General features: G+C 56.9%; 18 protein-coding genes. 15 read left to right on the top strand and 3 right to left on the bottom strand.

Annotated elements, in window-relative coordinates; genetic code table 11:
- The first annotated feature begins 48 nt into the window (after positions 1–48).
- Entirely contained in the window at positions 49–1,557 is a 1,509-nt protein-coding gene (locus R3F64_RS13750) for an alkaline phosphatase (protein WP_332612018.1), read from the top strand.
- A gap of 49 nt (positions 1,558–1,606) precedes the next feature.
- Here R3F64_RS13750 and R3F64_RS13745 read toward each other — a convergent pair whose 3' ends face one another.
- The 3 genes from R3F64_RS13745 to R3F64_RS13735 form a co-directional block, all read right to left on the bottom strand.
- Positions 1,607–2,542, bottom strand: coding sequence for a lysophospholipid acyltransferase family protein (locus R3F64_RS13745; RefSeq protein ID WP_066318755.1), 936 nt, complete (start codon positions 2,540–2,542; stop codon positions 1,607–1,609).
- A gap of 2 nt (positions 2,543–2,544) precedes the next feature.
- Positions 2,545–2,952, bottom strand: a complete 408-nt coding sequence (locus R3F64_RS13740; RefSeq protein WP_066318753.1) for a DUF4870 family protein — start codon at positions 2,950–2,952, stop codon at positions 2,545–2,547.
- 101 nt (positions 2,953–3,053) lie between these two features.
- Positions 3,054–3,437 carry a glyoxalase/bleomycin resistance/extradiol dioxygenase family protein gene (locus R3F64_RS13735; protein WP_066318751.1) on the bottom strand — a complete coding sequence of 128 codons (384 nt, stop codon included), beginning with the start codon at positions 3,435–3,437 and terminating at the stop codon, positions 3,054–3,056.
- Between the two features lie 31 nt (positions 3,438–3,468).
- Between R3F64_RS13735 and R3F64_RS13730 the strand changes: the two genes are divergently transcribed.
- From R3F64_RS13730 to R3F64_RS13665, 14 genes are all read left to right on the top strand, one after another.
- A complete protein-coding gene (locus R3F64_RS13730) occupies positions 3,469–4,122 on the top strand; it encodes a class I SAM-dependent methyltransferase (RefSeq protein WP_253023049.1) in 654 nt (217 codons plus the stop codon).
- A gap of 167 nt (positions 4,123–4,289) precedes the next feature.
- Entirely contained in the window at positions 4,290–5,663 is a 1,374-nt protein-coding gene (locus R3F64_RS13725; RefSeq protein WP_332612012.1) for an MFS transporter, read from the top strand.
- Positions 5,664–5,789: 126 nt separating this feature from the next.
- Positions 5,790–7,577 carry an acyl-CoA dehydrogenase gene (locus tag R3F64_RS13720; RefSeq protein WP_332612010.1) on the top strand — a complete coding sequence of 596 codons (1,788 nt, stop codon included), beginning with the start codon at positions 5,790–5,792 and terminating at the stop codon, positions 7,575–7,577.
- A gap of 139 nt (positions 7,578–7,716) precedes the next feature.
- Entirely contained in the window at positions 7,717–9,345 is a 1,629-nt protein-coding gene (locus R3F64_RS13715; RefSeq protein WP_332612008.1) for an acyl-CoA synthetase, read from the top strand.
- A gap of 41 nt (positions 9,346–9,386) precedes the next feature.
- Positions 9,387–10,235, top strand: coding sequence for a 3-hydroxybutyryl-CoA dehydrogenase (locus R3F64_RS13710; RefSeq protein ID WP_253023057.1), 849 nt, complete (start codon positions 9,387–9,389; stop codon positions 10,233–10,235).
- 117 nt (positions 10,236–10,352) lie between these two features.
- Positions 10,353–11,126, top strand: a complete 774-nt coding sequence (locus tag R3F64_RS13705) for an enoyl-CoA hydratase-related protein (RefSeq protein WP_199283722.1) — start codon at positions 10,353–10,355, stop codon at positions 11,124–11,126.
- A gap of 126 nt (positions 11,127–11,252) precedes the next feature.
- Positions 11,253–11,942, top strand: coding sequence for a glutathione S-transferase family protein (locus R3F64_RS13700; RefSeq protein ID WP_199283721.1), 690 nt, complete (start codon positions 11,253–11,255; stop codon positions 11,940–11,942).
- A gap of 55 nt (positions 11,943–11,997) precedes the next feature.
- Positions 11,998–12,537, top strand: coding sequence for a YaeQ family protein (locus R3F64_RS13695; RefSeq protein ID WP_199283720.1), 540 nt, complete (start codon positions 11,998–12,000; stop codon positions 12,535–12,537).
- A 939-nt stretch (positions 12,538–13,476) separates the two neighbouring features.
- On the top strand, positions 13,477–14,097 hold the full coding sequence (locus R3F64_RS13690; RefSeq protein WP_199283719.1) for a glutathione S-transferase family protein: 621 nt from the start codon (positions 13,477–13,479) through the stop codon (positions 14,095–14,097).
- A gap of 47 nt (positions 14,098–14,144) precedes the next feature.
- Positions 14,145–14,813 carry a cupin domain-containing protein gene (locus tag R3F64_RS13685; RefSeq protein ID WP_199283718.1) on the top strand — a complete coding sequence of 223 codons (669 nt, stop codon included), beginning with the start codon at positions 14,145–14,147 and terminating at the stop codon, positions 14,811–14,813.
- 136 nt (positions 14,814–14,949) lie between these two features.
- Entirely contained in the window at positions 14,950–15,546 is a 597-nt protein-coding gene (locus R3F64_RS13680) for a TetR/AcrR family transcriptional regulator (RefSeq protein WP_199283717.1), read from the top strand.
- Positions 15,547–15,607: 61 nt separating this feature from the next.
- Entirely contained in the window at positions 15,608–16,690 is a 1,083-nt protein-coding gene (locus R3F64_RS13675) for an aldo/keto reductase (protein WP_199283716.1), read from the top strand.
- A 30-nt stretch (positions 16,691–16,720) separates the two neighbouring features.
- Positions 16,721–17,629: an SDR family oxidoreductase gene (locus R3F64_RS13670; RefSeq protein ID WP_199283715.1), complete on the top strand. Its 909-nt coding sequence runs from the start codon at positions 16,721–16,723 to the stop codon at positions 17,627–17,629.
- Positions 17,630–17,756: 127 nt separating this feature from the next.
- Positions 17,757–18,770 carry a lipid A deacylase LpxR family protein gene (locus tag R3F64_RS13665; RefSeq protein WP_325073157.1) on the top strand — a complete coding sequence of 338 codons (1,014 nt, stop codon included), beginning with the start codon at positions 17,757–17,759 and terminating at the stop codon, positions 18,768–18,770.
- The last annotated feature ends 87 nt before the right edge of the window (positions 18,771–18,857 follow it).

The raw sequence follows: 18,857 nt of genomic DNA, 5'->3' as shown, positions 1-18,857 counted from the left end.
GCGCTCAATATAGGTTTGGTGGCCCCACTTTGGTGGCGCTATGGCGATATGTCAGGGAACCTGATCGCCTGGGAGGCTTGGCTGGTCATGCCTCTCATGCTGCTCATGCCCCGAGGAAACTTGCGCTTGGGGCTTGGCATTGCACTAGCAAGCTGGCTCATCCTGGCCACGTTGATCAACCTTGGGGATGCGGCGACTTACACCGCCTTTGGTCGACCGTTAAACCTGTATCTCGACATGCCGCTGCTGGGCTCCATTGTCGACTTGCTAGTGGGTAATGTAGGCCAAATCTGGGCAGTTTGCACAATAGTCGTGGCGGTTTCATTGCTTCTGCTATTGGCCTTTGGCGTTTTCAGGCTGCTGTTGCCGGGTGAACGTTACCCGCTAAAGGGAAGGGCGAGAGTATGGGCACTGGCAGTGCTGGCGTTCTCAAGCCTGGGGGCGGGACTAACCCTGGGTGGCATGCCCATCATTGAGCGCACCAGCCTGCCGGTGGTTAAAGCGACCCATGTTCAGTGGGGGCAACTGGTCACGACCCATCAGGCCAAACAGGCTTTTGCGCGAACGCTTGAGGCAGCGCCGATCGAGCAACGCTCGCTCAACGGTTTGGCGGGTCGCCGGGTGTTGATGACGTTTATCGAATCCTATGGTGTTACGGCGCTGGAGGACGATCGCTATCGCTCTGTCCTGGCACCTACCCTGGACGAGATCGAACGGCGGCTCGCCGAGCGGGAGATCAACGTCGTATCGGGTCTGCTCGAGTCGCCGATTCGTGGTGGTCAATCCTGGCTGGCGCACGCCACGGCGTTAAGCGGTTACACCATCGATAACCAGCTGTGGTACCAGCTATTGTTAGACAGCGATGCGACCACGCTGGTGGATGACTTTCGGGCCACAGGGCAGCGCACGCTGGTCGTGATGCCGGCGATTACTCAGCCCTGGCCGGAAGGCGCGGCCTACGGTTTTGATCAATTGGTAGTGGAGAAAGATATTGACTACCGGGGACCAGCGCTGAACTGGGTGACGATGCCGGACCAGTTTACCCTGGCCTATACCCAGCGCGAATTGCTGGATGATTCGCCTGTCTTTGCGCAGTTGGCGCTGATTTCGAGTCACGCACCATGGACGCCGATTTTGCCGGTACTGGATGACTGGTCCAGCATTGGTGATGGCAGGATTTTTGCCCCTTGGGAAGACGCAGGGGATCCACCGGAAGTCTTGTGGCAGGACATCGAACGTATTCGCGATCACTATGCCTGGTCGGTCGACTACTCGATCAAAACGGTCGGCCGCTGGGCCGAGCGCGTGGCGGACGACAATACGTTGCTGATTGTGCTGGGCGACCACCAACCGGCCCCGTTGATTACCGGCGACGACGCCAGCGGTGCCGTCCCCGTCCATATTATCAGCGGCGACCCGGACTTGCTGGTGCCGTTTCAGGCCCGGGGCTTTGTACCCGGCATGTGGCCGACGCCAGAAAGCCAGGCACCCGCGGCTGAACTACGCCAGTTGCGACGTTGGCTGCACGCTGATTTCACCTCGGACGCTACCCGCTGACACCACGAAGCGGCCGGTGTTATGGCATACGCTTGCGACGGCAGGGGAACTAGTAAATCCGGTAATCGTGGAAATTGGCCAGCTTCTGCTGTTCTTGAATGGTTTTGCGGTAGCGCTTGTATTCCCACTGATACTGGGCCGGGGCAAGGGCAATGGCGGCTTCGACGCTGGCATTGACGCCGGTGGCTGACTGCACGTCGTCTGGGTCGTAGACGCGCTCGTCGGCGTCGAGGAAGTGAATCTCAAACCCTTTCCCGGGCACGCGCAGGGCGACTCCCGTCACCACGCGGGCCTGGGTGCGTGCTACCAGTTTAGGCAGCAGTGTGGCCGTGTAGGCATCGCGGCCAAAGAACGGTGCAAAGACGCCACTGCCCCAATCAGGCTCCTGGTCGGGCAGGATGCCGATGGCTTCGCTGCGTTTGAGGGCCTTGAGCAGTGCCGCAACCCCGCGAGGGTTGGTAGGCACCAACTGCGCGCCCATGCGCTCGCGGCCCTGCCGGATAACCGGGTCAAGTGCGGCCATCTTGGGTGGCTCATACATGGCAGTGAATGGAAAATGGCTCGACAGCCAGAAATTCAGCACTTCCCAGTTGCCAAAATGCGGCGCCAGTACAATCACGCCGCGTCCTTCCGCCCTGGCGTTGTCCAGTTTGTCGCGGCCATGCACCGCTAAAATGCTGGCTTCCACTTTATGAGGTTCCGCCATCCATGCATGGCCAAGTTCCAGCATGGTGGCGGTTGAGTGACGTAAACTGTGTTGGGCAAGTGTTTTGCGTTTTAAAGCAGACAGGCGAGGATACACAACGTCCAGGTTGCGCTCCGTCACCTCGCGCTCTCGCTTGTTAAAGCGGTAAACCAGTGGACCCAGGCGAGAAGAGAGTCGCCACAGTCGCACGAGTGGCCAGCTTGATAACGTACGCCATAACCAGCTGATCGCACTGGCTTTGAAGCGCTGCACGCTGGCTTCACCCCGGTGTTGAGCCATGCTTAAAACAGCCAGGTGTCTACATTAGAAGGTGCACGTTGCTCCTGCAGCCCTTTAAAGCCTTTGACACAGCGCACAATGAGCCACACGGCCAGTGCCAGCATGAGCAGGAATCCAATGCCGATGACGGCCAGGACCAGGCACAGGAGCCCGTAAACCATACCCATCCAGAAAGTGCGAATCTGGTAGCGGTAGTGTTCGTCCAGCCACTCAGGGCCTTTGCCTTTGTAGACGTAGGCGATGACGACGCCGACAACCGACGTGAAGCCGAGGATAAAGCTGGCGAGATAGAGCGCATAGACCACCATCGCCATGGTGGTGTCGGGTTTGCGCTGGTTTTCAGCCGCGCGCTCGGGCTCTCCGTTGACAACCGTTCCTTCAGTTGGCATGTCCTGGCTGCTGTCTTGCATAACGTTTCCCTTTACGTGTTTTCGGAGTGATACTGTAACAATAAGGATTGTCTATCGTATTTCAGCGACCGCTATTATAGCGTGCCTGATCAGCCTTGGCATTAACGTGCCGCGGGGCGGCAAATCTCGAGCAGGTTGCCGTCCGGGTCGCGTAAGTAAATCGACTCGATGGGCCCGTTGGCGCCCTGACGTGCCACCGGGCCCAGTTCGATATCAATACCCAGAACGTCCAGATGCTGTTTGAACTCGTCCAGCGGCAGCTGGCAGCGCAGGCAGAGGTCCAGACTGCCAGGGGTGGGCGTTGCGGAAATGGGGGCGATATCGGTGTCGGTCTGATGCAGACGCAACGCGGTATCACCGAGCAGTAAATCCACCCGTTGAGCGTCTCGGTAGCGTACCTCCAGTCCCAGAACACGTGAGTAAAAATCCACCGCGCGACCCATGTCGGTCACAGTCACAACCAGATGGTCCAGACCTGAGAGCATGCCACTTTCCTTAATACAAAACAGTGAGCCAATGAAGACGACGACGCGGCGTTGCCCGCTATGTGATGAGGACGATGCCACCTTCTACCATCAAGATCGTCGCCGAGACTATTTCCAGTGTGCCACCTGTGCACTGGTCTTCGTGCCGCCAGAGCAGCATTTGAGCGCAGCCGCCGAAAAGGCGGAATACGACAAGCACCGGAACTCGCCGTATGATACGGGATATCGACGCTTTTTAGGGCGTTTATTTACCCCGCTGACCGCTAAACTGACCGCCCAGGCCCGTGGGCTTGATTTTGGCTCTGGCCCTGGGCCCACGCTGTCGGTAATGTTCGCAGAGCAGGGCTACCCCATGTCAATTTATGATCCCTTTTATGCGCCAGAACAGCGGGTGCTTACTCATGAGTACGATTTTATCACCGCGACAGAAGTGGTCGAGCACCTGGCGAAGCCCGGCCCGGTGCTGGCTCAGCTGGCTGGAATGCTCACGCCCGGTGGCTACCTTGGGTTGATGACCAAGCGGGTCACTTCCCCGGAAGCGTTTGCCCGCTGGCACTATATTAGCGACCCTACGCATATCAGCTTTTTTAGTGAGAAGACCTTTCGCTGGTGGGCGCAAAAGAATAATTTAGTAGTGGAATTTCCTGGGCCAGACGTGGTTCTTCTATACAAACCGCTAACGTGAATAATTGTAACGTTAGAAAAGCATTGACTTTGCTCCCTTGAGGGTAATAATTGCGCGCCGCTATCCCGGCCTGACTCGATGCGCCAGGTGAGATAACGGTTTCTGTGAACCCATTTATTTGCGTTTTCACGCCTGTTTTTCACCCCTTTAGGCAAGACGAGGTTTTCATGTCGCGGCAATTGCTGGCCATGGCGCTGGCCCCCCTGTTAGGGCTGTTCATTCTCGGGATCGGTAACGGTTTTCTCGCTACCTTGATCACCATCCGCCTGGATGCAGCGGGTGAGTCGGCCACGTTAATCGGTATTGTCTCGTCTGCCTACTTTATTGGCCTGGCACTGGGTGCCATGGTGAATGATCGCCTGTTGCTGCGTATCGGTCATATCCGTGCCTACGGTAGCTTTGCCTCGCTGGTGGCCGTGACGGTACTCCTACAGGGGCTATTCTTTGATCCCTGGGCCTGGTTCGTGCTGCGCTTGATCGGCGGCTGGGCCACGGTGGGCGTGTATCTGGTCATTGAAAGCTGGCTGTTGACCTCTGGCGACCAGAAGGTACGCGGTCGTCTGCTCGCGCTGTATATGATCTCGCTGTATGCCGCTGGCGTGTTGGGCCAATTGCTGCTGGGCGTGACCGATGCCATGGGCATGACGGCACCGTTCATGGTGATCGGGCTTCTAGCGTCACTCTCGGTACTGCCGATGGCCATGATTCCCCGCGTATCACCGCTTATCGAGCATGCCGAACCACTGCCTCCTCTGCGTTTGATTACCATGACGCCTACCGGTGTCATGGGCAGTCTGGGGTCGGGCATGGTGGTCGCGGCGGCGTATACGCTGCTGCCGCTCTATTTACAGCGAATTGGCATGACGGTCAGCCAGGTCGGCCAGATGATGGCCGTGGTGATTATGGGCGCCATGCTGCTGCAGTATCCCATTGGTCGCTGGTCGGACCGCCACGACCGCCAGATGGTGTTGATCGCGATCAGCGCTTTCTGCGTGCTGATCTCGGCGGCCATGCTGTGGCTGCCGCTCTCCACGCCAATGCTGGCGGTGCTGCTCTTCCTGCTGGGGGGCGGGGTATTTGCGCTTTATCCGGTGGCGGTCAGCCATGCGGCTGACCGTGCCCCGGCCGGTGCCCTGGTGCGCATGAGCCAGGGACTGCTGTTGATCAACTCCATCGGGGCGACGATCAGCCCCTTGATGATCTCCCCGGTGATGACCGCCCTGGGTGATGCCGGGCTGTTCTGGGCTTTCGGGGCGCTGAGCCTGTTTTTTGTGGTGTTCTTCAGTTGGCGTCGACGTGTCCGCCCCGCGCCCGTGCCGGTGGCACCGTTTACCGCCACGACGCCGATGAGCTCTGCGGGTGCCGAGCTGGTGGTCACCGAAGAGTTGATGCAGGGAGCGCTGGAGCACGAGCATCTGGAGGATCTATCCGACCTGGTGCCCGATGTGGACGTGGCGGAACCTATTGTCGGGCCACCGCCTGAAGATGAAAGCCACATCGTTTATTACGATGATACCGAGCAGGCTGGCGAGCGGCATTGAAGGGCCTCCATTGCCTGGATGACGACTTGTTGAGACCTTGGGCTAATGGTGTGTAGTGGCGAGGATTACTAGTATCCTCTGTAGACTTTCAAACAATTGTTTAAAATCTCAGCCCGAGGTCTCGTTATGAACTATTACGCCGCGCCGGTACGCGATTTGCGCTTTGTGCTTGAAGAACTGCTAGCGCACCGTTCGCTGAACCTGCCGGGCTTTGAAGACGCCACCCCTGACCTGGTCGAGGCTGTGCTTGAAGAAGCAGCCAAGCTGGCCGGTGATGTCTGGGGGCCGCTGAACGATGTTGGCGACAAGCAAGGGGCGATGCGCCATGCGGATGGCAGTGTAACGACGCCGGATGGCTTCGCGGCGGCTTACCAGGCGTATGTGGAAGGTGGCTGGAACGGCATTGGCGTCTCTGAATCCCTGGGCGGACAAAATCTGCCGGAAGTGGTGGCCAGCGCCGTTCAGGAAATGCTCCACGGCGCCAATATGGCGCTGGGCCTGTGCCCCATGCTGACCGCCGGTGCCATCGAGGCCTTGGCCCACCATGGTAACGACGACCAGAAAGCGGTCTATCTCCCCAAGCTGGTAGAAGGCACCTGGACCGGCACCATGAACCTGACTGAGCCCCAGGCTGGCTCGGATCTTTCGAAAGTCCGTACCAAAGCCATTCCCGAAGGCCGTCATTACCGCATCAGCGGCCAGAAAATCTACATTACCTGGGGCGAGCACGACGCCGCCGAGAACATTATTCACCTGGTACTGGCCCGCAAACCCGACGCCCCGGAAGGCAACAAGGGCATTTCGCTGTTTCTGGTGCCCAAGTTTCTGGTCAACGACGACGGTTCCCTGGGGGAGCGCAACGACGTCACCTGCGCCTCCATTGAGCACAAGCTGGGTATTCATGGTTCGCCCACCTGCACCCTGAGCTTTGGCGAAAATGGTGGCGCGGTTGGCTATCTGGTCGGCGAGGAGGGGCGTGGTCTCAACCATATGTTCACCATGATGAACGAGGCGCGCCACAAGGTTGGTATTCAGGGCATTGGCGTGGCCGAGCGCGCCTGCCAGCATGCCTTTGCCTACGCCCTGGAGCGCACCCAGGGGCGTTCCCCTAAAGCCCGGGGCGGTAAGGACTGCACTATCAGCGACCACCTTGATGTGCGCCGCATGCTGCTCTCCATGCGTTCACGTACCGATGCGCTGCGCGCGCTGGCCCTGTACTGCGCCGCCGAACTGGACACCGCTCGCCATGGGGAAAACAGCGATGCCCGCCAAACCGCCCAGGCCCGCGCCGATATTTTGATTCCCGTCATCAAGAGCTTCTCCACGGATCAGGCCGTGGATATTGCCTCCATGGGCATTCAGGTACACGGCGGCATGGGCTATGTGGAAGAGACTGGCGCCGCCCAGCTGCTGCGCGATGCCCGCATTGCACCGATTTACGAAGGCACCAACGGTATCCAGGCGCTCGATCTGGCGGGGCGGAAGCTCCAGCGTGACAACGGCGAAGCGCTCACCGCGCTCTTGAAAGAGGTCGCCGCGACGGTGGAGCATCTCAATGCCGACCCCGCCTTGGCAGCATTGGGCCGCGGCTTGGCCGCCGGGCTTGACGATTTAAAAGCCGCCCGGGCCATTGTGCTGGCAGAGGGTAAAGACCCCGATAGCGGCGCAGACGCCGTTCAGGCTTACGCGACACCGTTCCTGAATCTAGCGGGGCATGTACTGTGCGCGTGGCAAATGGGTCAGTCAGCGTTGAGTGCCAAAGCCGCCATTGATAATGGCAGGAATGATCCCTTCTATACTGCCAAGATGCGCAGCGCTGAATTTGCCATCACCCAGTGGCTGCCGGTAGGCAGGGCCCAGCGGGCGGTGATCGAGGCAGGCGTTCAGTGTTTAAGCGACCTTGAGGTTCATTAACGCGAACCTTTTCAGTCAGCACCGCCGCCCTTTGAGGCGGCGGTGCTGTTTCTAAGCAATCAAAACAACTATTTAAAACGAACGCTTTTAGTAATACCGACTTCAACAACACGCTTAATAACAAGCCCAGGAGCCGACCATGACCGCTATCTTTGAGCAAGGCTTGCCCAAGACCGTTGCCAACCACGTGCCGCTTTCACCGCTGACCTTTATCGAGCGCTCCGCGTCGATCTACCCTGACTATACGGCGGTGGTGCACGGAAGCACGCGGCGCACCTGGGGCGAGACCTGGTCGCGCTGCCGTCAGCTTGCTTCTGCCCTTCAGCAACGGGGCATTCAGCCGGGCCAAACCGTGGCGGCGATGCTGCCCAATGTGCCCGCGATGTTTGAAGTACACTTTGGCGTGCCGCTGGCGGGGTGTGTCTTGAACACGCTCAACATTCGTTTGGATGCCGAGGCGATCCGCTATATGCTGGAACACGGCGAGGCCAAAGCCATTCTGGTCGACCCCGAGTTTGCCGACGTCATCCAGCAAGCGGTGGCCAAGCTTGAGCATAAGCCGCTGATCATCGATGTCGCCGATGTGGAGTTTCTAGGCGACACCCGGGGCATTGGCGAAATCGAGTACGAAGCGCTGCTTCAAGAAGGCGACGCGGATTTCGCCTATCAGTTGCCCACGGATGAGTGGGATGCGATCTCGCTGAACTACACCTCCGGCACCACCGGCAAGCCCAAGGGGGTGGTTTATCACCACCGCGGTGCTTACCTTAACGCGGTGAGCAATATCATGGAGTGGGCGATGCCCCACCACCCGATCTACCTGTGGACACTGCCGATGTTCCACTGCAACGGCTGGTGTTTCCCATGGACGATTGCCGCTAACGCCGGGGTCAATATTTGCCTGCGTAAAGTCGACCCTCAAAAGGTCATGCAGCTCATTACCGCCGAGAAGGTCACGCACTTCAGCGGAGCGCCGATTATTCTCAATGGCCTGGTGAACCTGCCGGCTGAAGACAAATGCGAGTTTGACCACCCGGTGAAAGTCACCACTGCCGGTGCAGCGCCGCCAGCCTCGGTGATTGCCGGGGTAGAGAAGCTGGGCATTGAAGTCACCCACGTCTATGGCCTGACAGAAGTGTATGGGCCGGTGACCGTGTGTGCCTGGCGCGAGGCCTGGGATGAGTTACCACTGGAAGCTCGGGCCAAGATCAAAGCCCGTCAGGGAGTGCGCTACCACATGCTTGAAGCATTGTGCGTTGCCGACCCTATCAGCCTTGAGCCGGTACCCAAGGATGGCCAGACCATCGGCGAGATTCTGATGCGCGGCAACAACGTCATGAAGGGGTATTTAAAGAACGCCGAAGCCACCGAGCAGGCGCTGGAAGGCGGCTGGTACCATACCGGCGACCTGGCCGTGTGGCACCCGGATGGCTATATCGAGATCAAGGATCGCTCCAAGGACATTATTATTTCCGGCGGTGAGAATATCTCTACCATTGAAGTGGAAGACGCTATTTACGGCCATCCCGCCGTGGAAGAGGCCGCGGTCGTGGCCAAGCCCGACGAGAAGTGGGGTGAAACCCCCTGTGCCTTTGTGAAGCTCAAAGTCGGTTATGGCGAAGTCACCGAGGCCGATATTATCGCCCATTGCCGTGAACACCTGGCGGGCTACAAAGTCCCTAAAACTGTTATTTTCAGCGACCTGCCGAAAACCTCGACGGGCAAGATTCAGAAATTTGTACTGCGGGAAGAAGCCAAACAGCATTAATAATCGTCAACAGCATTAGTCATCGACAGGGGAGAGAGTGCATGAGTAATCAGAATATCGGTGTCGTCGGCGCAGGCACGATGGGGCAGGGGATCGCCCAAGTGGCGGTTGCCAGTGGCTTCAATGTGCACCTTTACGATGTGGCCGAGGAGCCGCTTGGCCGTGCCAAGGCGAATATCGATAAAGGTTTGACCAAGCTGGTCACGAAAGAAAAAATCAGCGAGGCGGATAAAGACGCCGCGCTGGCGCGCCTTTCTACCACGACTACACTGGACGCGCTAAGCAACTGCGCGGTGATTATCGAAGCCGCTCCTGAACAGCCTGAACTGAAAGAGTCGCTGTTCCGCGACCTGAGCCAGCTGAGCAGCACCGCGATACTGGCCTCCAACACCTCGTCGTTATCGCTCACCCGTCTGGCAGCGGTGTGCGAACGGCCCGAGCGCGTGGTAGGCATGCACTTCTTCAACCCGGTGCCGGTACTCAAACTGGTGGAAGTGATTCGCGCCGAGCAGACCGCCGATGCCACCGTGGCCGAGATTGAAAAACTCGCCAAGGCCCTTGGCAAAACCGCCGTGCCGGTAGGTGACGCGCCTGGCTTTGCGGTCAACCGCTTACTCGTACCGATGATCAACGAAGCGGCATTTATCGTCCAGGAAGGCACTGCAACGCCTGAAGCCGTGGACGACGCCATGAAGCTAGGCGCGGCTCATCCCATGGGGCCGCTAGCGCTGGCGGACCTGATTGGCCTGGATGTCTGTCTGGCGATTATGGATGTGCTCCAGGAGGGCTTTGGCGACCCCAAATACCGTCCCTGTCCGCTGCTCAAGCGCATGGTCGCGGCGGGCTATCTAGGTCGTAAGAGCGGCCGCGGTTTTTATCATTACGATTAGCTTGCACTGACCTGAAGAGCGCGGCATAAATAAGTGATTGCCACTCAACCAAGCGTTCGCTAGGGTTGATGGGTATTCATTTTAAAATTCCATAACAAATCAAATAAGGAGCCCATCATGAGCGAAGCAGTGATCGAAAAGGTTGATAACGATGGGATGGTGCGCCTCACCATCAATCGTCCCAAAGCACTGAATGCGTTGAATAGCGATGTACTACTAGCGCTGGAAACACACCTGGTGGAGCTTGAAGCCCACCCGAATTTACGCGGCGTACTGCTTACCGGTGCCGGGGAGAAAGCCTTCGTGGCCGGTGCCGATATCACCGAAATGCGTGATAAAACACCTGAGGAAGCGCGGGACTTTGCCAGTCAAGCGCTGCGTACCATTAAACGCCTGGAAACGTTACCCGTGCCGGTGGTCGCGCTGGTGAACGGGTTTTGCCTTGGCGGCGGCTGCGAACTGGCACTGGCCTGCGACTGGGCGGTAGCCAGCGACAACGCCGTGTTCGGTCAACCTGAAGTGCTGCTCGGGGTCATCCCGGGCTTTGGCGGTACCCAGCGACTGCCGCGCCGCGTTGGCCCCGCCATGGCGATTGATCTGGTCACCACCGGACGCAAGATCGACGCCCAAGAGGCGCTGCGTATCGGCCTGGTGAACCGGTTAATGCCGCAAGCCGAGCTCGAGAGCTACGTTGAAGAGCTCACCAAACAGCTTAAAGGTAATGGCGCACAGGCGGTGCGCGGTGCCAAGCAGGCGGTTCACGACGGCTTGGATCAGGATCTGGACAGTGCTCTGGCGCTGGAAACCAGCCTTTTCGCCTTCTGCTTTGCCGGTGGTGAGCAGAAAGAGGGTATGTCCGCCTTTGTCGAGAAGCGCAAACCGAACTTTTAAGCGTTTGCTCATTCAATATTTGCTGATTTAGGGGGTGGCGCTTGCGCCACCCCCGTTTTATGCTCGAAGCAACATGGTGAAGCATTTCGTTCGATTAACGTCTCTGTTATCAACAAGGAGCGCTGCATGTTTGAGTTGTATATTGCCAACAAGAATTACTCTTCCTGGTCGCTGCGTCCTTGGGTGCTGATGAAAGCGCTGGAAATTCCGTTTAACGAACATCTCATGCCGTTCGAGGGTGGCTTTGGTGCCAGTCATGAGGCGTTTAGGCGTTTTTCCCCTTCGGGGTTGGTTCCTTGCTTGGTGGATGGCGAGCTGGCCGTGTGGGATTCTCTGGCAATCGTCGAGTACCTGGCCGAGCAACACACCAACGTATGGCCTGCAGATAAGGCAGCCCGTGCCTGGGCACGCTCAGCCACTGCCGAAATGCACAGTGGCTTTGGCGCTTTACGCGACGAGTGCTCAATGAACTGCGGCCTGCGGGTTGAGTTAAACGGCTTGTCGGATAAGTTGAAGGCTGATGTGTACCGCCTGGATGCCCTATGGCAGCAGGGACTTGAGCGCTTCGGCGGGCCCTTCCTGGCAGGCAAGTACTTCAGCGCTGTCGATGCGTTTTATGCGCCCGTGGCGTTCCGTGCGCAGACGTTCAACCTACCGCTCAGTGCACCCTCTCAGGCTTATGTGGAGCGCCTGCTGGCGCTGCCTGCCATGCAGGCCTGGTATCAAGCCGCCCTCGAAGAGCCGTGGCGCGAGCCGATGCACGAGGCCGAAACGCTAAAGAACGGCACCCTTAAAGCGGATCTCCGCCTGTCATGACCTGTCTATACCCTGTATCAGGTACACTGGCGTAAATTTTCGTTTGGAAACTGCAATGGCCCTTAGTGCAACGCCCTACAAAGTGGATATCAATCTGACCGATCTGGATCGCGGGGTGTATGAGACGCTGCGTTTTACCGTGGCACGTCATCCGTCAGAGACCGAAGAGCGCATGACCGCGCGCTTGCTTGCCTATGTGCTTTGGTATGACGAAGCCCTTGCCTTCGGGCGTGGCCTTTCCGACGTCGATGAGCCCGCTTTGTGGGAAAAGAGCCTGGATGGCCGTGTGCTGCACTGGATTGAAGTCGGCCTGCCGGATGCTGAGCGCCTTACCTGGTGTTCCAGGCGGGCTGAGCGCGTATCGCTGCTTGCCTACGGTCGCGTCGATATGTGGGAGAGCAAGGTACTGCCTAATGTGGCATCGTTGAAAAATGTGCATGTGGCGGGGCTGCCACAGGAAGCACTCGCGACCATTGCCAAGGATTTGCCAAGGGCGATTAACTGGGCCGTGATGATCAGCGAAGGATCGATGTTCATTACCGATGAAAACGGCCAACATGAAATCACGCCGTACTGGCTGCTAAGGGGTGGTTAGCCCTGCGCAAGAGTCGCTGGAGCACGGTGAATCGGAGACGCATCGGAGTGCCCTTGAGATCATCTTTTTTGATGCGCGCCAGGCTTGGCGCGCAGCGCCTTGACTGGCGCTGTTCCTGAGTTGGTACCTGAGGGTGACTTTGGGGTTAAAGTCCCCTGCACGCCCGGTAAGGGTGTCCCTCGCGAAGGGAAATCTGAAGAAAGCTCGAGGCAAAACGCTGGCCTGACGAACATGAAACGGATTGAGGCGTCATAGCGGCGTGAGGTGGCCCCATCATCAAAGCCTAGCACTTTTGCTGTACGCCATGACGTATATCCGACAGACTCAAGCGGTACAAATTCGTCTGGAACGAATTTGAGTGTCAGCCTGAAATGTGAGGCGCAAGGATGCGCTGAACAACGTCGCGTGCCTTACCTTGGGAGGTCTGGTGGTCTGCTAGGGCGCTATCGGGGTCGAGAGGCGACGGGAGGGAGTATTAGGCGAGGTCTAAATAATCGCTGATTTTCGCTGGCCTTGATTTTAGTCGGCCTAAATCAAAGATTGAGACGCTATTTTTCCGTTATTGGCGTTTTTTGCCTATTTCCGCCATGTCGGCGAAAACAGTCGCACTGGCCCTACGCCAGCAGGTATTTTTCACCGATCAGCAGATTGCTGAACGCGGCCAGCAAATTTCATCTTCAACTGCCTCCAGGGAATCAGCTTGTCATCCGCTTAAGAAAGATCTCACGACGGGTCTTCTTGCGCTTCTTGGTTTGGTACTCGGCTTCGGAAAAGGTGATTTGATCCATGGTGGCAACGAATCCTGTTGTGAGCAGGGACAGGATTATCGCTCATTTCGTGAGTTATTCAGAGTGTCCATAAAAAATATCTTTATTTTATTGAATGACTACCTTTTAGTAGGTAAGGTGTTGTCATATTCATTACTAATAAAGGTCAAAAATGAAAATCTACGAAACCGAAGGCTTTCCCAACCCGCTACGCGTCCGTATTGCCCTTGCCGAGAAAGGTGCTACCGACAAAGTGGTGTTTGTCCCGGTGGATGTCATGGGTGGTGAACACCGTACCAGTGATTTCAGGGCAAAGAACCCCGATGCCACCGTACCGGTACTGGAGCTTGATGATGGCACCTGCATTGCACAGTGCAACGCCATCACTGAGTACCTGGACGGTGTGTTTGACGGGCCCTCCCTAACGGGCGCCTCGCCTAAAGAGCGTGCGGTTATCGCGATGATGAATATTCGTGCCGAATCCGGTTTGATGAATGCGGTGGGCGCGTATTTCCACCATGCAACCCAGGGCCTGGGACCCGACCTCGAGACATGGCAATGCCCTGACTGGGGCAATAAGCAGAAGGAGGTCGCTCAGTCCACGATGGCCTACCTCAACGAGGTTCTTGCGGAAAACGAGTTTCTTGCTGGTGACCGTTTCACTGTTGCGGATATCACGACTTATGCCGGGATGGTGTTTGCAGAATTTGCCAAGGTTGACATTCCCGATCATCTCGATCATCTCCTCGCCTGGCGTGCCCGGGTCGCGGCCCGTCCGTCGATTACCGGCTGATGCCAGGGGCTTTTGGCTTGGCAGACTGATTAACCGGAGGACAGAGCATGGAAATCAATGCAGACTTTACAAAGCCCGTGGTCATTGACACCGACCAGCTTGAGTGGCGCCCTTCACCTATGAAAGGGGTGGAGCGGCGAATGCTGGATCGTATCGGTGGCGAAGTGGCCCGTGCTACCAGTATTGTGCGGTATGCGCCAGGCAGTCGGTTTTCGGCGCACACGCATGACGGTGGTGAAGAATTCATCGTACTTGACGGTGTGTTTCAGGACGAACATGGGGATTATCCGGCGGGAACCTATGTGCGGAATCCGCCAACCACGTCTCATGTGCCTGGTTCTGACGAGGGATGTACGATTTTCGTCAAGCTCTGGCAGTTTAATCCAGCGGACCGTACTCAGTTCAGCAAAAACATGGAAGCGGAACTGGGTGCTCCGGTGGAAGGCATTTCCACCTCGCTCCTGCACGAGGACGAGCGTGAAACGGTCACTTACCGCAAGCTTGAGCCCGGTGCTACCTTAACATCAGACGCGGCTGGCGGGATCGAGGTGTTGGTCCTGGACGGCGATGTCGCGGTAAACGATGATGTGCTGGGCAGGAATGCCTGGCTGCGCCTGCCTGAAGGAGAAGCATTATCCGCAACGGCCGGAGCCCATGGGGCGGAAATCTGGATTAAGACAGGGCACCTTCAGTTTGTCAGGACCCCCGAAGTTTAACTGGTGGGAGTCTGAACATTCTGTACCGGTAAGGAGCCCAAAGGGCTTGATCAAGGGAAGGAATCTCAACCTTCCCCTGATCAAGGTACCATACTAGGTAACTGCCTGAGTGAACGACGTCAACCTTTGACTAATTATGAACCGTGACACAAGAACCGCCCTGTTAGACTTCGCAGAGCGCACCGCCCGATCAAGAGGGTTTGACGGGTTCAGCTATGCGGATCTCGCGAAGGCCATCGGCATCAGAAAGGCTTCCATTCATTATCACTTTCCGACCAAGGCGGACTTGTCGGAGCGTTTGATCGAGCGGTATCACACCAGCCTGAAAGAGCGGCTGGCTGAAATAGAGGCGGCTTGTCCCAGCGCTGGCGCACGCCTAAGTGCTCTCATCGCTGTGTACCGGGGTGCCCTGCATGACGGCCAGACTGTCTGCCTGTGCGTTGCCTTTTCAATCTGTCGAGAAAGCCTGCCCGAGGCGGTTGTTAACCGGGTGGGTAGCGTTCGGACAATGGTGCTGGACTGGATCAGGGCAACCTTTGAACGGGGCCTGAGGGATGGATCAATCTCGTCCATTTCTGATCCTGCACAAGAAGCCTGCGCAACCCTGGCCATGCTGGAAGGCGCCCATCTGGCGGCGCGCACCGTAGAAGATCCCGCTCCGTTTGATGCGGCTACACAACTTTTAAGGGCTCGCTGCCAAAGTGCTTCGGAAGGGAACAACACTGGCGTTTGAATGGCAATGAATGAGACACGACAAAAAGTCACGACATTAACCTTTCATCAGGAGGTGCAACATGACCACTCACAACCTGCCAAGATTTGATAGCAATTCGTTACGCTACAGAGCACTCGGAAACTCGGGCTTGTTCGTCTCCGAACTCTGCCTGGGCACCATGACCTTTGGCGGTGATGAAGGCATCTGGGGCCTGATCGGGCAATTGCAGCAGGAACAGGCCGACGAACTGGTGAAGATCGCCCTGGAAGCCGGTATCAACTTCATCGATACGGCCAACATCTATGGCTTGGGTGCCAGCGAACGCATCGTTGGCCAATCCCTGAAAAACCTCGGTGTCCGCCGGGAAGATGTCGTGTTGGCCACCAAAGTGCTCGGCCCCATGGGCGAGGGCCCCAATGCCCGTGGTGCTTCCCGAGGCCACATCATGAGCGAATGCAAGGCGAGCCTGGCGCGATTGCAGACCGACTATATTGATCTGTACCAGATCCATGGCTTTGATCCGGCCACCCCGATCGAAGAAACCCTGGAGGCACTGAACACCCTCGTGCAACAGGGCCATGTGCGTTATGTGGGCTTGTCTAACTGGGCCGCCTGGCAGGTCATGAAGGCCATCGGTATCACCCGGGCCCGCAACCTGTGCCCGGTCGCGTCTCTGCAGGCGTACTACACCCTGGTGGGGCGCGACCTGGAACGGGAGGTGATCCCCATGTTGGCGTCGGAAAAGGTCGGGTTGATGGTGTGGAGCCCGCTGGCCGGCGGTTACCTGTCCGGCAAATACGAGGGTCCGGACGTGTCCGAGGACAACCGGCGCGCCAAATTGGACTTCCCGCCGATTAACCGAGAACGGGGCAGAGAGGTTATCAAGGTCATGCGGGAGGTGGCTGACGGAAAACAGATTGACGGCGAACCCGTCACCATGGCCCAGATCGCGCTAGCGTGGCTGCTGCACCAGAAGCCTGTATCCAGTGTTATTGTTGGTGCCAAGCGACCAGATCAGCTGAAAGCCAATATCCGGGCCGCACGGATCCGATTGTCTGATGGCGAGCGTAAAGCCCTGGACGAGGCGAGTCGTATCCCGGAGGAGTACCCGGGCTGGATGATGAGCATGATGGCTGGGTACCGCGAGCAAGGCGAATCATAAAGGTCGCTATTTTATTGATGAGGAATACCCATGACGCCAACACAGACACAAGATCTTTCTCTAACGGAACACCACGACCAGTATGACGCAATCGCTCCAACCTCTACGCTTTCAGGCACCGCCTCTGGCAAAATTGTCCTCATAATGGGTGCCTCAAGGGGAATTGGTAGGGAAACGGCGATATGCTTCGCTAAAGCAGGAGCCAAAGCCATTTATCTGACAGCACGCTCTGAGCAGTCGCTGGTGGAAACACAAGACTTAGTCTTTCAGGCAAATTCCGATACTCGGTGCGCTTATTCCATCTGCGACGTCACCAATGCGGCACAGGTTGACGCTGCGGTATCAGCTTGTGTAGAACAATTTGGCGGCATTGATCTAGTTGATGCGAATGCAGGGCATCTTGAACGGTGGGCTAAAATCGGTGAGTCTGATCCAGAGAGCTGGTGGCATACTTGGGAGGTCAATATCCAAGGAACCTATCATATCATACGGTATTCTATTCCCCACCTCATTCAATCTGCAAAAAAGTGGGCAGACATAGGAGGCAGCGGCGGTCATTTGGTTCTACTGTCGTCTGTCGGGGCTCAGCGAGTTGCGCCTACCGCATCCAGTTATCAGACATCCAAGCATGCCATCAATCGCCTTTGTGAGTTTGTGGATGTTGATCATGGTGAGGATGGTGTCAAATGCTTTGCCCTTCATCCAGGCGGCGTTGCTACAGAACTTGCTCGAAACATGCCTGAGGATAGGCACTCCTTTCTGATCGACAGTCCGGAGCTGTCAGCCGCCTTTCTAGTCTGGCTGGCGTCAGGAAGGGCAGATTGGGCACGAGGGCGCTATCTGAGTGCTAATTGGGATGTGGATGAGCTTACCTCGCTCAAAGAGGAAATCCTGCGAGACGACTTATTGGTCAATCGCCTCCAGACTGGTATGCAATAAGTAATGCTAGGTGTGTAAACAACCAACTTTTGGGGGGCGGGAAAGAAAAGTATGCTTGCTATCTTTTTACATCATTACATACAATCAACAATGTTTGTATCCGTTTCCTCAACTCAAGGAATGAGCCATGATGCCGTTCGCCAAACATCCCAGCATCCGCAAAGGCATATTTTGCAAAGCTGCGCTGTCGTTTGTATTGTCTTCCAGTTTACTACCGATGGCCGTGGCCGCTGAGGATAATACGCTTTCCCTTAAGTTCGAAAACGATCTATTTGCCAGTAGTGATGATGGTCACTTTACCAGTGGCTTTGAGCTGAACTGGATGTTTAAGCCTGAGCCGCAAAGCTGGATGCAGCGTTTAGCCACGGCGTTGCCGGATGGGCTCATTAGCCAGGCAGATCGCGCCTCTTACCGTTTGATACACCAAATTTACACGCCCGATGTCATTAAGCGTCGCGATCTTATTGAAGATGATCGCCCATACGCTGGTTTAATATATGGTGGTGTATCGCTTTATGAAGATAAGCCAGTAGGCCGTTGGCAGCAGGCAACGGATCTGCATTTGGACGTTGGCTTAGTAGGGCCTTCCTCTCAAGCAGATAGCATTCAGCAAGAGGTTCACCGCCTAACAGACAGTGATCGCCCACGTGGCTGGCGAAACCAGTTGGACGATGAGCCTATTATCAATTTTACGATGCGGCGTCAGTGGTGGCACGATACCCCCTTGGCTGGCAAGCAGTTTTCTCATGGCCCCAGCGTCGGGGCAGCACTTGGCAATCTCTATACTTATGCCAGTGCAGGTTATAGCGTGCGCTGGGGAGATGATGCACAGGGAGTTCCGACGCTGACCCCCAATCCCGGCAGTCGTCATCAGATCCATGGCAACAGCGGTTGGCAATGGTATCTGTTCGCCAACATGGAAGGATATTACATGGCGCAAAATCTGACACTTGACGGTAATACTTTCCAAGATAGTCACTCGGTCGACCGCAAGGAATGGGTAGGCGATATTTCAGGTGGGTTGGCGCTCGCCTGGGAAGACTGGCAGGTCACCTATGCAGCCGTGGCGCGCTCTCGGGAGTTTGATGGTCAGGAGGAGTCGGATAAATTCGGTGCGGTGACGCTCTCGAAGCGTTTTTAAGTCAAGTTTAGCCCTATAGGGGTCGCTTTTGGATGGACATCATGGAACCTGCGGGCGGCCTATCGAGCCGCCCGCAGGTTTTTTTGT

The organism is Halomonas sp. 5021, from assembly GCF_036663435.1.
In the GTDB taxonomy this organism is placed as follows: domain Bacteria; phylum Pseudomonadota; class Gammaproteobacteria; order Pseudomonadales; family Halomonadaceae; genus Vreelandella; species Vreelandella janggokensis.
The sequence above is the reverse complement of the archived record's forward strand: the minus strand, read 5'-3'. Positions and strand labels throughout refer to the sequence as shown.

Coding starts and splice junctions, on each gene's coding strand:
- R3F64_RS13685 (WP_199283718.1), top strand. CDS start 14,145: ATGGAAATCAATGCAGACTTTACAAAGCCCGTGGTCATTGACACCGAC.
- R3F64_RS13720 (WP_332612010.1), top strand. CDS start 5,790: ATGAACTATTACGCCGCGCCGGTACGCGATTTGCGCTTTGTGCTTGAA.
- R3F64_RS13705 (WP_199283722.1), top strand. CDS start 10,353: ATGAGCGAAGCAGTGATCGAAAAGGTTGATAACGATGGGATGGTGCGC.
- R3F64_RS13740 (WP_066318753.1), bottom strand. CDS start 2,952: ATGCAAGACAGCAGCCAGGACATGCCAACTGAAGGAACGGTTGTCAAC.
- R3F64_RS13745 (WP_066318755.1), bottom strand. CDS start 2,542: ATGGCTCAACACCGGGGTGAAGCCAGCGTGCAGCGCTTCAAAGCCAGT.
- R3F64_RS13690 (WP_199283719.1), top strand. CDS start 13,477: ATGAAAATCTACGAAACCGAAGGCTTTCCCAACCCGCTACGCGTCCGT.
- R3F64_RS13715 (WP_332612008.1), top strand. CDS start 7,717: ATGACCGCTATCTTTGAGCAAGGCTTGCCCAAGACCGTTGCCAACCAC.
- R3F64_RS13730 (WP_253023049.1), top strand. CDS start 3,469: ATGAAGACGACGACGCGGCGTTGCCCGCTATGTGATGAGGACGATGCC.
- R3F64_RS13695 (WP_199283720.1), top strand. CDS start 11,998: ATGGCCCTTAGTGCAACGCCCTACAAAGTGGATATCAATCTGACCGAT.
- R3F64_RS13725 (WP_332612012.1), top strand. CDS start 4,290: ATGTCGCGGCAATTGCTGGCCATGGCGCTGGCCCCCCTGTTAGGGCTG.
- R3F64_RS13670 (WP_199283715.1), top strand. CDS start 16,721: ATGACGCCAACACAGACACAAGATCTTTCTCTAACGGAACACCACGAC.
- R3F64_RS13710 (WP_253023057.1), top strand. CDS start 9,387: ATGAGTAATCAGAATATCGGTGTCGTCGGCGCAGGCACGATGGGGCAG.
- R3F64_RS13680 (WP_199283717.1), top strand. CDS start 14,950: ATGAACCGTGACACAAGAACCGCCCTGTTAGACTTCGCAGAGCGCACC.
- R3F64_RS13675 (WP_199283716.1), top strand. CDS start 15,608: ATGACCACTCACAACCTGCCAAGATTTGATAGCAATTCGTTACGCTAC.
- R3F64_RS13665 (WP_325073157.1), top strand. CDS start 17,757: ATGATGCCGTTCGCCAAACATCCCAGCATCCGCAAAGGCATATTTTGC.
- R3F64_RS13700 (WP_199283721.1), top strand. CDS start 11,253: ATGTTTGAGTTGTATATTGCCAACAAGAATTACTCTTCCTGGTCGCTG.
- R3F64_RS13750 (WP_332612018.1), top strand. CDS start 49: ATGTCAGGGAACCTGATCGCCTGGGAGGCTTGGCTGGTCATGCCTCTC.
- R3F64_RS13735 (WP_066318751.1), bottom strand. CDS start 3,437: ATGCTCTCAGGTCTGGACCATCTGGTTGTGACTGTGACCGACATGGGT.